This window comes from Pseudomonas sp. GV047, from assembly GCF_003058245.1.
In the GTDB taxonomy this organism is placed as follows: Bacteria; Pseudomonadota; Gammaproteobacteria; order Pseudomonadales; family Pseudomonadaceae; genus Aquipseudomonas; species Aquipseudomonas marginalis.
In genome coordinates this window covers 482,274-495,575 of sequence record NZ_QCWA01000005.1, presented here as the reverse complement: position 1 = coordinate 495,575, position 13,302 = coordinate 482,274, and the positions used below count along the sequence as shown (strand labels likewise).

The following is a 13,302-nucleotide window of genomic DNA, read 5'->3' as shown; positions in this document are numbered from 1 at the left end:
TTATGGCTGGCGAGCTTGCTGTGGTGAGCGGCTCATTGTGGTGAGCTGGCTTGCTGTGGTGAGCGGGCTTGCCCCGCGCCGGGCTGCGAAGCAGCCCCAAACCCAGGCACCTCAGTTCTAACTGGACGCATGCAGTGTCAGTGATGGGGCGGCTTCGCCGCCCAGCGCGGGGCAAGCCCGCTCACCACAGCAAGCCCGCTCACCACCCAGTAAGCCGGCGTCCACAAACGCGGTGTGCCGTTCGACAAAGTCGGCACTCAACTCGATGACCCGGCGGTATTGCAGGTCGACGGTGATCATGTGGTAGCAGTTGTCCAGCAGGATCTTGGTCACCGGGCCGCCCAGGTGACGCTCCACGTAATCGGCGTTCCAGCGGCTGGTGATGTCGTCTTCGAGGGAATGCAGCACCAGGGCCGGCACCTTGACCTTGGGCATGCGTTTCCTGACCACGGCGTTCATGCGGTGCAATTCGCGCACCGTGATGCCTTCCATGGTCAGCAAACCGGCTTCGCTGCTCTGCCCTTCCTTCATCTGCCGCTCGACGATTGCCCGCAGGCGTTCGTTCTTGATGCCGTAGGGCGGCTTCTCTTCGAAGCGGCAGATGTGCACGCCGAACGGAATCTTCATCAGCAACGGCGTGAGGAATGCCAGCTTGTTGATGCTCCAGCCGTCGTACTTGAGGGTGGTCGAATACATCAACAGCCCGGCAACTTGCCCAGGGTGCTCGGCAGCCACGTACATCGACATCACCGCGCCCATGGACAAGCCACCGACAAACACCTGCTCGTGGCGTTGCCTGACCTGCACGAAGGTCTTGCGCACGCCCTCGTACCAGTCCAGCCAGCCGGTGGCCTGCAGGTCGCTGTTGTCACCACAGTGCCCGGCCAGGGTGGGCACGTACACCGTGCAGTTACCCGCCTTGGCCAGGCCCTTGGCGACCTGGCGCAGTTCCGTCGGGGTGCCGGTCAGGCCGTGGATCAACAGGATCCCGACCGGACCTTCACCGAGAACGAAACCGGCGCTGCCTTCACCGAGGTCGATCCCGGCGGCGCTCACCGTTGGGTCGCCCGTACCAGCAGTTGCTCGAGCAGCTTCAGGCCCAGTTCGATTTCCGGGTAGCTGATTTCCAGGGACGGTGCCAGGGTGATCACGTTTTTGTAGTAGCCGCCCACGTCGAGGATCAGGCCGAGTTTGCGGCCATCGACGACCATGTCGCCTTTCATGCCTTCTTCGACCATGTAGTCCAGGGTCGCCTTGTCCGGCGTGAAGCCGTCCGGGCCGCAGATTTCGCAGCGCAGGGCCAGGCCCAGGCCGTCGACGTCGCCGATGATCGGGAAACGTTTCTGCAGGTCCTGCAGGCCTTCGAGGAAGAATTTGCCCTTGGCCATGACCATCGCGCCGTAGTCGACTTCGTTGGTCATCTTGAACATTTCCAGGCCCACCGCCGTGCCCAATGGGTTGGAGGCGAACGTGGAGTGGGTCGAACCTGGCGGGAAGATCTTCGGGTTGATCAACTCTTCACGGGCCCAGATACCGCCCAGTGGGTTGAGGCCGTTGGTCAGCGCCTTGCCGAAGACGATCACGTCCGGTTGGACGTCAAAGTGTTCGATGGACCAGAGTTTGCCGGTGCGGTAGAAGCCCATCTGGATTTCGTCGGACACCATCAGGATGCCGTGCTGATCCAACACATGCTTGAGTTCGCGATAGAAGTTCATCGGCGGGATCACGTAGCCGCCGGTGCCCTGGATCGGCTCGACGTAGAACGCGGCGTATTCACTCTGGCCGACTTTCGGGTCCCACACGCCGTTGTATTCGGTCTCGAACAGGCGTGCGAATTGCTGCACGCAGTGGCTGCCGTACTCTTCCTTGGTCATGCCTTTAGGCCCGCGGAAGTGGTACGGGAACGGGATGAACTGCGCACGCTCGCCGAAGTGGCCGTAGCGGCGACGGTAGCGGTAACTGGAGGTGATCGACGAGGCGCCGAGGGTCCGGCCGTGATAGCCGCCTTCGAAGGCGAACATCAGGCTTTTGCCGTTGGTGGCGTTACGCACCACTTTCAGGGAGTCTTCGATCGACTGCGAGCCGCCGACGTTGAAGTGCACGCGACCGTCGAGGCCGAATTTCTTCTTGGCGTCCACCGCGATCATTTCCGACAGCTCGATCTTGCCTTTGTGCAGGTACTGGCTGGCGATTTGCGGCAGGGTGTCGATCTGCTGTTTCAGCGCGTTGTTCAGGCGCGGGTTGGCGTAGCCGAAGTTGACGGCCGAGTACCACATTTGCAGGTCGAGGTAGGCCTGGTCTTCGGTGTCCCACACGTAGGAGCCTTCGCAACGGCTGAAAATACGCGGTGGCTCGATGTAGTGAACGGTGTCGCCGTAGGAGCAATACTTGGCTTCTTTATCCAGAAGGATCTGGTCTTCGGCGGTAGCGATGCGGATATCAGACATGGTGGAAGAGTTCCTGATTGTCAGAAGAGGTATTGAAGGTGGTGGCGTTGGCAGCGATGCCCTGAGGCAGGCGGGCCAGCAACGCAGGCACTTCGGCGAAGGTGTCGAAGCGCGCGTGAGGGATGTTGTTGGCTGCGCAGTACTGGGCGAGGCTGCCTTTGGCGAACACGAAGTCGGCGGTGGAGGCCACGCACATGTCCGACTTGCCGTCGCCGATCACCAGCACGCGCTTGTTGCGCGGGGTGGATTTGCACTTGCAGTTGCCGGACGCGGCGCGGCAGGCATCGCTGGCATACGGGAAGTCGATGCGCCAGCTGTTCTGGTCGACCTGGCGCAGGCGGTTGGCAAGGATCGGCAGCAAGGTCACGTAGTTGCGCGACAGGATCCGCGCAATCCCCTGTTCGATGCCGTCGCTGACCACTTCGAGGGAAGCGCCCAGGCCGAGCACGTGATCGACGAAGTCGGGAAAATCCGGGTCGATCTCGACACTGTCGAAATACGCCAGCAGTTCACTTGGGGTGGCCTTGATCAGCGCCAGTTGACGGCTCAGGCATTCGCGGGAACCGATATGCCCATCCAGCCATTCCTGTTCGATGGTTTCCCACTCGGGGCCGGCGAAGCGTTGGAGGACGTTGTCGATGACATCGGTGGGGGTAATGGTCCCGTCGAAGTCACACACGATATGCCAGTGGATCATCTGCGTTTACCTTGAGGAGCGCGCTGTGTGCGCTTGCCCAAGGGGTAGAGCAGGGAGTGTGCCAACTGGCTGAAGCCCAGCCGGGCTGGGGGTTCTGGCGTTAGCGGTGGAGATATGTGTCGTGCAAGCTACAATTTTTGTAGCTCGCTACAAACAAGATGAGTGCTTGCGCAAGGGATGCCCTTCGCGCGTTCATGCGCGCATGTCCACATAAGGAACCTGCTCCATGCTCAAACTCACTTGCGCTGTATTCGCCGGTTTACTGGGGCTGTGGGGCATTGCCGACCCCGCCCTGGCATCCCCGATCACCGGTGAAGTCGGCGCGGGCCTCAGTTATCAACCCCACGACCCCACCGGCAGCCGCTACGAAACCCGCCCCGTGCCCTACCTGGACCTGGACTGGGGCCCTGTCAGCCTGAGCACCGATGACGGCCTGACCTGGAGCGCCCTGAACACCAACGGTTTTACCGCCGGCCCCTACATCAACTACCTGCAGGGGCGTACTTCCAACGGCGAGCTGCAAGGCCTGCGCAATGTGTCGGACATGGCGGAAGTGGGCGGTTTCATCCAATACGCGCCGGCCGACTTCTGGCGCGTGTACGCCCGGATGGGCCAGGCCGTGGGCGGCGGGCACTCGCAGAGCGGTGCGCTGGGCAAGGTCGGCGGCGAGCTGGGCTACCCACTGGGAGGCGGGATTATCGGCAGCAGCGGCCTGGCGGCGGATTTCGCCGATGCGCGCCAGACTCAAACCTATTTCGGGGTAGACGCCAATGAATCCGCGGCCTCCGGCATTCGCCCCTACAACGCCAGCGGCGGTTTCCAGAACCTCACGCTGACCCAGAGCTTCGAGTTCCCCCTGGCCTCCCACTGGTCGCTGCTGACCAGCGCCAGCTGGATCCACCTGGTGGGCTCGGCGGCCAACAGCAGCATCGTCAAGGAGACGGGCGACGTGAACCAGGGCCAGGTGCAGACGGCGATCAGCTACAGGTTCGATTGATCACTTCGGACAACATGTGGGAGCAAGCCCCCTCCCACATGGGTCCGTGTTTCAGTTTTCCTCGCCCTCGGCCAACAGCGCGATTCCGCCGATAATCACCGCAACGCCCACCCAATGCAGCGGGCTGATATGTTCCCCCAGCCCCAGCCACGAACCGAGCAACACCACCACAAACACCAGTGAACTCAGGGGAAACGCCAGGGACAGGCTGCTGCGCCGCAGGATCAGCATCCACACGAAAAACGCGCCGATGTAGCAGGCAATCGCCGCCAGGATTCCCGGGTTGCGCGCCACCTCGGACAACCACTGCCAGTTGAAATCCATCTGCCCCAGCTGGTCCCCTGCAACCTTGGTAAACAGCTGCCCGGCACTCTCGGTGCAGATCAGCAAGGCCCACAGCACCACCGTGCCGAGGCGCCCATGCAACCAACCGGTATGCATCGTTTGCGTACTCATGCCTGACTCCCAGCAATCGCTACCAGCATCACACCCAAGGTAATCACCAGCGTGCCCAGCCAACGGCGGCGGCTGACGGTTTCGCCCAGTACCACCTTGCCGGCCAGCACCACACCGCAATAGGCCAGGGCCGCCGCTGGGAATAACAGGCTCAACGGCGCACGAGACAGCGCTTCAAGCCACACGAAAAACTCGATCACATAGGCCGCGATCCCCGCCCACAGCAACGGCGCATTGAACACCTGGCCCCAGAACGCATTCAGGCGAAAGCCGCCCTCCAGCTCCGGTAAACGGTCCAGACCGAGCTTGAAACACAGTTGACCGATCACATCGAGCACGATGGAAAAGGCCACCAGCAACACCACAGTCAAGGTCACGGGAACAGCTCCTCAAACAGGTCGATCAGGGCTTCATTGGTGGCGGCGTTGCGCTGCAGATCCTCCGGGCTCCAGCGCTCCGCGGGCGGCTGGTCGGACTTGGCTTCCCAACGCTTGAACGCGTTGCTGAACGCCGGCGTGGCGAACTCGCCGCACACGTCGATGCCGATGATGCGCTTGCGCGCCGCCAATGCGCGCAGGGCTTGCAGCAGGTGGGTCAGGCGCATGCCGCCCTGGTCCCAGTTGGTGGCGGCGTCTTCACTGGCGAGCACGTCTTTGTCGATGGTGATCCAGATCGCTTCGGTGGGCAGGCTGCCGATCATCTGCTCGAGAAACGCCGGCCAGTCCAGCTCCGCCAGGTTGCGCCAGTGCAGGTGGTTTTCCTGCTGCTGGTGGCCGGCGCCATCGCCGACCCGGCCCCAGACTTTCGACGGCGGGTGCTGCCAGGGGAACAGTTGCAGGCGCCCGCGCTTGAGGGCTCCGAGGTTGCCGCCACGCAGTTGCGGGTTATGCAGGTCATCGCTGCACGGGCCGAGGGTGACGATGCGTTTGATCGCCGGCATGTTCAATGCGCGGTTGACCCACGAGCCACAGTGACGCTTGGGCGCAAAGCGCACCCAGTCTGGGTGGTTGTCGAAGTGGATCAGGCTGATGGGTTCTTTCAGGTCGGCCAGAAACGCCGGCGTCAGGTGGTGATAATCGCCGGAGCCGACGAACAGGATTTCCGGGCGCGCATCCGTGGGCCGGGGCCGCCGGGCCAGGCGCTCGGCGAAGCGCTTCCAGGTTTTTTCGGTGGACCACAGGCGCAGCTTCGGGCCCAGGTCCAGCAGGTCGATACGCGTGGCACGGCCACTGGCCAGACGCCGGGCAATCGGTGCCTGACCGGTGAGGCTGTGGTCGAGGTCGAGAATATTCAAGGTCATGTTTCCCCTATGGCTTTAGGGGGGCGATGCAAGGGGCGGGCCAGCGTTTACCTCAAGGACAATGAGAAACAAATGTGAGAGGGGGCTTGCTCCCGATAGCAGAGTGTCAGTCAACAAAGATGTTGAATGTGCCACCGCTATCGGGGGCAAGCCCCCTCCCACATTTGGATCAGTGTTCGATTTTAGTTTTTAGCTTCGCTGATGATCTGGCGAATCGCCCCCACAAAGGCTTCCGCCGGCTGGCCACCGCTGACGGCGTACTGGTCGTTGAACACGATGGTCGGCACCGACGTCACCCCACGGGAGGTCCACAACTGCTCTTGCTCGCGGACTTCGGCGGCGTATTCATCGCTGGCGAGAATCTCGGCGGCGCGCTTTATATCCAGGCCGACGCTTTCGGCGATGATCGCCAGGGTGGCGTGATCGGAAGGGTCCTGGCCATCGCTGAAGTAGGCCTTGAACAACGCCTCCTTGAGGTTGTACTGCAAGCCCTCGAGCCCGGCCCAATGCAGCAGGCGGTGTGCGTCGAAGGTGTTGTAGATACGGCTCTGGCCGTCGGTGCGGAAGGCAAAGCCCAGCTCGGCGCCCATGTCGCGGATACGCGCACGATTGGCCTGGGACTCTTCGGCGCTGGAGCCGTATTTCTCGGTGATATGCTCGACGATATTTTGCCCTTCGGCGGGCATGTTCGGGTTCAGTTCGAACGGCTGGAAATGGATCTCGGCCTGCACCTCGCTGCCAAGCTGGTCGAGGGCTTCGGTCAGGCCGCGCAGGCCGATGATGCACCAGGGGCAGGACACGTCGCTGACGAAATCGATTTTCAGGGGAGTACTCATGACAGGCAACCTCGCAGGCTTCAATACGCCGTAAAGGGTGCACGATACACCAATGTCACAGCAGCTTCGAAGGCCCGACCGGATCGATCTGCGCCCAATGCGCGGCATCTTCACGATGAGCCTGCAGGTACGGCAGCACCGCCGTCAGCAGCGGCACCTTGAACGCTTCCTGGAAACGATGGGCCATGCCGGGAATCAACTTCAACTGGCTGCCCTGGATATGCGCCGCCAGGTGCACGCCGTGCATCACCGGCAGCAAAGGGTCGGCGGTGCCGTGGACCACCAGTGTCGGCACGCGCAGCTGGTTGAGCAGCGGCACACGGCTGGGTTCGGCGAGGATCGCCATGATCTGGCGCTTCACGCCGTCCGGGTTGAAGGCGCGGTCATAGGACAGCGCCGCCTGGTGCAGCAACACCTCGCGATCGTCCTTCACCGTCGGGCTGCCCAGCGCCGCGAGCAAATCCGCCTGCTGCTCCAGCGCCACTTCACGATTCGGCGCACTGCGTCGCGACAATAACTGCACCAGCGCCGCATTCGGGGCCGGCAAGCCTTCGGCGCCGGAGCTGGTCATGACCAGGGTCAGGCTTTCCACGCGCTGCGGCGCCATCGCCGCCAGGTGCTGGGCGATCATGCCGCCCATGCTTGCGCCCAGTACGTGGAATTGCTGGATCTGCAAGGCGTCCATCAAGCCCAGGGCGTCATCGGCCATATCCGTCAGCGTGTACGGCGCCGATACCGGCAGGCCGAGCTTGTAGCGCAGCACTTCAAAGGTCAGGTTGGCGCTCGCCGGCGCCTGGCGCCAGGTGGAGAGGCCGACATCGCGGTTGTCATAGCGGATCACCCGGAAACCCTGCTGGCACAGGGCAACGACGACTTCGTCGGGCCAGTGGATCAGTTGCCCGCCCAGGCCCATCACCAGCAGCAAGGCCGGGTCGGACGCACGGCCGATACTCTGGTAGGCGATGCTCACCTGGACCAGGTCGACCGTTTGGGTCGGGACATTGACATCACATCGAGACGCCGCAAAAGACGGCAGGCCGAACAGTAGAGCGGCCAGTAAAAGCAACACGCGCATGAAAAACACCGAAACGCAGAACCCCAGTAGAGCGCGAGTCTGATGAAGTTTGTTCAAGGGCGCTGCCACAGTTCCATGACAGTTTGATGAAGAGTGCCCGGCGGTCGTGGTCGACACAGCTTGCAACATGAGACAAACTCACGCTATTCCGCTTCGTCACAAATTGTCTTCATGGAGAGCCCGTGCTCGAGATCCGTCACCTCAAGACCCTGCACGCCTTGCGCGAGGCCGACAGCCTGGTGGAGGCCGCCGAGCGCCTGCACCTGACGCAATCGGCACTGTCCCACCAGTTCAAGGAGCTGGAAGAGCGCCTGGGCATGCCGCTGTTCGTGCGCAAGACCAAACCCGTGCGCTTCACCAGCGCCGGCCTGCGCCTGCTGCAACTGGCCGACGCCACCCTGCCCCTGCTGCGCGGTGCCGAGCGCGATATCGCGCGCCTGGCCGGTGGCACCGCCGGACGCCTGCACATGGCGATCGAGTGCCACAGTTGTTTCCAGTGGCTGATGCCGACCATCGACCAGTTCCGCGATGCCTGGCCGGAAGTCGAGCTGGACCTGGCCTCGGGCTTTGCGTTCGCGCCGCTGCCGGCCCTGGCCCGTGGCGACCTGGACCTGGTGGTGACGTCCGACCCGCTGGAGCTGCCGGGCATCACCTATGTACCGCTGTTCACCTACGAAGCCATGCTCGCCGTGGCCAACCAGCACGCGCTGGCGAACAAGGCGTACATCGTGCCCGAAGACCTGCTGAGCGAAACCCTGATCACGTACCCGGTGGAGCGTGACCGCCTGGACATCTTCACCCGCTTCCTGGAACCGGCCGACGTGGAACCGGCCCAGGTGCGCACTTCGGAACTGACGGTGATGATGATGCAACTGGTCGCCAGCGGTCGCGGCGTGTGCGGCATGCCCCATTGGGCCCTGCATGAATACAGCTCGCGCGGCTACGTGAAGGCCAAGCGCCTGGGCGAGAAAGGCTTGTTTGCGACGCTGTATGCGGGGATTCGTGCGGATATGCTGGATGCACCGTATATGCGCGATTTTTTGCTGACGGCCAAGGACACGTCGTTTTCAACGCTGGACGGCGTGAGCGCGGTGCGCTGAAACAACACCCTCCCACATTGGCTCTCAGTCAGCGTTGAGTTCGCGCCACATGTAGATTTTGTCGAAGTAGTCCACACCCACCCTCACCGCCAACGGTTCCAGGCCGTACTGGATAAACCCGCAGCGGCGGTACAGCGCAAACGCTGCATCGTTGCCGGCGGTGACGGTCAGTTGGATCACTTTCAGGCGCGGATATTGGCGCGCTTCATCCAGCGCGGCCTCGACCAATCGCCGGCCCAGGCCTTTGTGCTGGTGCGCCTGGGTCACGTACATGCCGAACAGGGTCACTTTGTGCCGCGCCTTCTCCCGAGGCTCGAAGGCCAGGCCGACGATGCCGGCCAGCTCATCCCCGACGTACGCGCCGAGCAAACGATCCAGCGGACTCTCCAGGCGTTTTTCCCACCAGCTCAACGGCATCGCCCCACGCTCGGCCACACTGGAAGTGAACGCCTGGGGATAGGCGCCGTAAGCTTCCAGCATCAACGCCCGATAAGCCTCGGCATCGCTGGCCCCCAGCGCACGCACGCTCATTCGCGTCAGGCCGGCGTGGTCAGTGACGCGCGGTAAAACGGCAGGATCAGGTCACGGGTCAAGGGCGCCAGCACCAGGCCGCCATCACCGGCCGGGTCGATCCAGCGCACCTCTTCGATTTCAGCGGCCGGGCTGACCGGAACATCGATCTGCACCTGGAACAATTCAGCGTCCACGGTAAACCCCGGTTCGTTGGCCGCGGGGGCCGAGAAGTGACCCAGGTAGACCGCGTCGCCGGGCTCGATGCGCAGGTTCAGCTCTTCGTACAGCTCGCGGGCCAGCGCCTCGACGGGCTGCTCACCGGCGTCGATCTTGCCACCGGGTTGCATAAAGGCCTGGGTGCCGCGCTTGCGCACCAGCAAGGTGTGGCCGTCGCTGCCGATCAGCAGGGCAGCGGCGATACGGATAGTGCTAGGCATGAACTGAAAACCTTGAACTCAAACAATGAAAATTAATGGAGCACCCCTTCGCTCTCGTCCGGCTCCTTGATGAACACGCTGTACTTGGCGCCTTCCATCGCCTCGAACGCAATCAGCTTGTCCACCAGCGGCAGGTTCAGCACCTTGCCGGCATTGAGCAGCAACATGCCGTTATCGGCGTTGAGGTTACGCGCCAGGACCATGCCGTCTTCCAGCTCACGGGTGGTGAGCACCTTGACGGTCGGATCGCCCAGGGTCACGTCACTGAGAAACGCAGCGCACGCCAGGATGAAGTCCTCGACCAGGTCCGGATCGTAGAGGCGCCCGGCATACTTGCGGATATACAACAGCGCTTCATCGCTGTTCAGGTGCCGCTCAAGGATCAGGCCTTTCTGCAACTCGATGAAGTCCACCGCCAGTTTCAGCAGGCGTGAACCGAACGGAATCGCATCGCCCTTGAGGTGGTCGGGAAAACCACTGCCGTCCCAGCGTTCCTGGTGATGACGGATGATCCGCGCCGCATCCTTCATCGGCTCCAGGGTCATCAGCAGTGATTCGCTCTGGGCCGGATAGCCACGGTAGCGCTCGCGATCGGTGCTGTGCAGCTTGTCGGCGGGCTCGATCAACATGCTGTCGCTCCAGCTCAGCTTGCCGATGTTGTACAGCGCGGCGGCCATGGCCATGTCGCGGGCGCTGGCTTCGTCTATGGACTGGGCGGTGCAGTACACCCGCACCAGTTCGATCAGTGCACGGTTGGTCTGTTTGTTCTTGGGCAGGCGCAGGTTGGCCAGCAACGAAAACACTTCGGTGCCGGTCACGTAGCTGCGCTTGAGCTCGTCGTAGGCCAGGTCGAGCATGTCGGCGGTCTGTTGCAACTCACTGGTGCGTGCTGCCACGCGCTTTTCCAGGGTCGCGTTCAACAGCTTGAGCTGGTCGTTCTGCTGATGGGCCAGGCGTTCCAGCCGCTGAAATTCCAGGGCCTGCTGCAGGATCAGCTTCAGTTCGTCGTCGTTCCAGGGTTTGCCGATATAGCGGTGAATCGCCCCTTCGTTGATCGCCTTGATGATCGTCGGCAGGTCGGCGTAGCCGGTGAGCAGGATGCGACTGGTGGCGGGATAAAGGCGATGAACCTCGGCCAGCAGCTGCGCGCCGTCCATGCCGGGCATGCGCGCATCGCTCATCACCAGGTCGATGGGCTGGGCGGCCATGATCTCCAGGGCCTGGGCGCCGCTGCCCGCGAGCACGACATCAAAGGGTTGGCCGCGCAACAGGCGACGCAAGCTGTTGAGAATCGACTCTTCATCGTCGACCAGCAAAATAGTGGGTTTCGTCGCAAGTTGTTCATCCATGCCTGCTGCGCCTTCACATTGAACTGAATTGAGCTGATTTGAAACCGTGTGCCAAGCCATCTTCCCTCGCTTAAGGCGCGGAGTTGATTTGACGCCAACTGGCCGCCGAATTCAAGGGACCTCGACTACACTGTCACGGCAGGTCTGCGCCCCGCTCAGCCATGGAACCAAGGAAGGAATGGTTATGCCGTCGAACCGTTTGCAGATAAGGCGCGCACTATGAACCCGAACGCAGGGCGGGCCAACCGTCGCATCCTGATCGTCGATGATGTCACGTCCATCCACCTGGACTTTCGCAAGATCCTCTGCGCCGACGCCGACGCCGAGCCCTCCCTGGATACCCTTGAGCAAACCCTGTTCGGCACCCCCACCGTCCCTCGCCAGGCGTTTATCCTGGATTCCGCCTATCAGGGCCAGGAAGCCCTGGAGCTGGTGAATCGGGCCCTGGCAACCAACGCCCCCTACGCCATGGCGTTCATCGACATGCGCATGCCGCCCGGCTGGGACGGCCTGCAAACCATCGAGCAGTTGTGGAACGTCGATCCCAACCTGCAGATCGCCCTGTGCACCGCCTATTCCGACTATTCCTTTGAAGCGATCGAGGCGCGATTGAAGTACAACGACCAGTTGCTGATCCTGAAGAAGCCCTTCGACCACCTGGAAATCCGCCAGATGGCCAGCGCCCTTACGTGGAAATGGCAGCTCGCCCAGGATGCCGCCCTCAAGGTGATCGGGCTCGAACGCACGATTGAGGAACGCGTGCAGGAGTTGCTGAAAGTCTCGCACCTGCTGCAATACGACGCGCTCACGGAGCTGCCCAACAGCACGCTGCTGGGCGACCGCCTGACCCAGGCCATTGCCCTGGGCCGGCGCCATGACACGCAACTGGCGGTGATGTTTATCGGCCTCGACCGCTTCAAGCGCATCAACAACGCCCTGGGTTATCCGGTGGGGGATGAGGTGCTTCAGCAGGTCAGCCAAAGCCTGGTGGCGGCCGTGCGTGAGTCGGACTCGGTGTTTCGCTATGGTTCGGACGAGTTTGTGATCCTGCTCAATGATGTCCAGCATCCCCAGCAAACCCAGCACATCGCCCAGAAGGTGCTCCAGGCCATCAGCGTTACCCGGCATGTCGCGGGGCACGACCTGAGCGTTACCGCCAGCCTCGGAATCAGCATCTACCCGAACGACAGCAGCACTGCGGTGGAACTGATCAAGCACGCCGAAACCGCCATGCACACCACCAAGGAGCGTGGCCCCGACGACCTGAGTTTCTACACCGAAGACATGAACCTGCGCGCCCGGCACCAGCAGAACCTGGAAAGCGCGATCCGCCAGGCCCTGGAGCACGATGAGTTTGCGCTGCACTACCAGCCCAAGCTGGACCTGGAAACCGGGCGGATCCTCGGCGCAGAGGCGCTGATCCGCTGGTTTCAACCGCGCTCGGGCTGGGTCCACCCGGCCGACTTCATTCCGGTGGCCGAAGACAGCGGGCTGATCGTGCCCTTGACCCAGTGGGTGCTGCGCCACGCCTGCGAACAGGCACAGGCCTGGCGCACCATGGGCCTGGCGCCGCTGCGCATCTCGGTGAACATCTCGGCCATCGACTTCCGCCAGCGGGAGTTTGTCGACAACCTGGCCGCCATCCTCAAGCAGACCGGCCTGCCGCCCAACCAGCTGGAGCTGGAAATCACCGAAAGCGTGCTGATGCAGAATGTCGACGAGACGGTCGATATCCTGAACCGGATCAAGGCCATGGGCGTGCGCCTGGCCCTGGATGATTTCGGCACCGGCTACTCCAGCCTCAGCTACCTGCGACGCTTTCCCATCGATGTGCTGAAGATCGACCAATCATTCGTGCGCGGGCTGCACGAAAATAGCCAGGACGCGCAGCTGATCAGCGCTATCATCGGCATGGGCAAGAGCCTGGAGCTGAACATCATCGCCGAAGGGGTGGAGACCCTCGAACAGCTGAACTTCCTGAGAGCCCAGCACTGTGAAGAAGGCCAGGGCTTTCTGTTCAGCAAGGCCGTGCCTGCGAAGGATTTCGCCCAGTTGCTGCAGGTGGGCAGCCCCACACTGATGCCCGACCAATAGC

Annotated in this window: 14 protein-coding genes; 3 read left to right on the top strand and 11 right to left on the bottom strand. The window is 62.5% G+C overall.

Annotated elements, in window-relative coordinates:
* Positions 1-117: 117 nt before the first annotated feature.
* Genes C8K58_RS15990 through C8K58_RS15980 form a run of 3 tightly spaced genes read right to left on the bottom strand, consistent with a single transcriptional unit; the run spans position 118 to position 3,144 of the window.
* Complete coding sequence (locus tag C8K58_RS15990; protein WP_108573924.1) at positions 118-1,056, bottom strand: carboxylesterase; 939 nt, start codon at positions 1,054-1,056, stop codon at positions 118-120.
* Positions 1,053-2,447: an aspartate aminotransferase family protein gene (locus C8K58_RS15985; RefSeq protein ID WP_027604609.1), complete on the bottom strand. Its 1,395-nt coding sequence runs from the start codon at positions 2,445-2,447 to the stop codon at positions 1,053-1,055. Before C8K58_RS15985 ends, C8K58_RS15990 begins: the two co-directional genes overlap by 4 nt.
* Positions 2,440-3,144 (bottom strand): MtnX-like HAD-IB family phosphatase, encoded by a 705-nt coding sequence (locus C8K58_RS15980; RefSeq protein WP_027604610.1) that lies wholly within the window; start codon positions 3,142-3,144, stop codon positions 2,440-2,442. Before C8K58_RS15980 ends, C8K58_RS15985 begins: the two co-directional genes overlap by 8 nt.
* Positions 3,145-3,370: 226 nt before the next feature.
* On the opposite strand from C8K58_RS15980, the gene C8K58_RS15975 reads away from it, so the two are divergent.
* Positions 3,371-4,141: a MipA/OmpV family protein gene (locus C8K58_RS15975; protein WP_108573923.1), complete on the top strand. Its 771-nt coding sequence runs from the start codon at positions 3,371-3,373 to the stop codon at positions 4,139-4,141.
* A 51-nt stretch (positions 4,142-4,192) separates the two neighbouring features.
* Here C8K58_RS15975 and C8K58_RS15970 read toward each other — a convergent pair whose 3' ends face one another.
* From C8K58_RS15970 to C8K58_RS15950, 5 genes are all read right to left on the bottom strand, one after another.
* Entirely contained in the window at positions 4,193-4,597 is a 405-nt protein-coding gene (locus tag C8K58_RS15970; RefSeq protein ID WP_027604612.1) for an EamA family transporter, read from the bottom strand.
* Complete coding sequence (locus C8K58_RS15965; protein ID WP_027604613.1) at positions 4,594-4,974, bottom strand: transporter; 381 nt, start codon at positions 4,972-4,974, stop codon at positions 4,594-4,596. The genes C8K58_RS15970 and C8K58_RS15965 overlap by 4 nt, the downstream gene beginning before the upstream one ends.
* A complete protein-coding gene (locus C8K58_RS15960; RefSeq protein WP_027604614.1) occupies positions 4,971-5,891 on the bottom strand; it encodes an arginase in 921 nt (306 codons plus the stop codon). Before C8K58_RS15960 ends, C8K58_RS15965 begins: the two co-directional genes overlap by 4 nt.
* A gap of 188 nt (positions 5,892-6,079) precedes the next feature.
* Entirely contained in the window at positions 6,080-6,733 is a 654-nt protein-coding gene (locus tag C8K58_RS15955; protein ID WP_027604615.1) for a DsbA family oxidoreductase, read from the bottom strand.
* 55 nt (positions 6,734-6,788) lie between these two features.
* Positions 6,789-7,808, bottom strand: coding sequence for an alpha/beta fold hydrolase (locus C8K58_RS15950; RefSeq protein WP_108573922.1), 1,020 nt, complete (start codon positions 7,806-7,808; stop codon positions 6,789-6,791).
* A 182-nt stretch (positions 7,809-7,990) separates the two neighbouring features.
* Between C8K58_RS15950 and metR the strand changes: the two genes are divergently transcribed.
* Positions 7,991-8,908: a transcriptional regulator MetR gene (gene metR / locus C8K58_RS15945; RefSeq protein WP_027604617.1), complete on the top strand. Its 918-nt coding sequence runs from the start codon at positions 7,991-7,993 to the stop codon at positions 8,906-8,908.
* Between the two features lie 24 nt (positions 8,909-8,932).
* Here metR and C8K58_RS15940 read toward each other — a convergent pair whose 3' ends face one another.
* Genes C8K58_RS15940 through C8K58_RS15930 form a run of 3 tightly spaced genes read right to left on the bottom strand, consistent with a single transcriptional unit; the run spans position 8,933 to position 11,207 of the window.
* Entirely contained in the window at positions 8,933-9,439 is a 507-nt protein-coding gene (locus C8K58_RS15940; protein WP_108573921.1) for a GNAT family N-acetyltransferase, read from the bottom strand.
* Between the two features lie 5 nt (positions 9,440-9,444).
* The gene (locus C8K58_RS15935) at positions 9,445-9,858 is read right to left on the bottom strand and encodes an NUDIX domain-containing protein (RefSeq protein WP_027604619.1); all 414 of its coding nucleotides are present in this window, start codon (positions 9,856-9,858) and stop codon (positions 9,445-9,447) included.
* A 32-nt stretch (positions 9,859-9,890) separates the two neighbouring features.
* Positions 9,891-11,207, bottom strand: coding sequence for an HD domain-containing phosphohydrolase (locus C8K58_RS15930; RefSeq protein WP_092356312.1), 1,317 nt, complete (start codon positions 11,205-11,207; stop codon positions 9,891-9,893).
* Positions 11,208-11,426: 219 nt separating this feature from the next.
* Here C8K58_RS15930 and C8K58_RS15925 point away from each other — a divergent pair, with 219 nt between their 5' ends.
* Entirely contained in the window at positions 11,427-13,301 is a 1,875-nt protein-coding gene (locus tag C8K58_RS15925; RefSeq protein WP_027604621.1) for a bifunctional diguanylate cyclase/phosphodiesterase, read from the top strand.
* The last annotated feature ends 1 nt before the right edge of the window (position 13,302 follow it).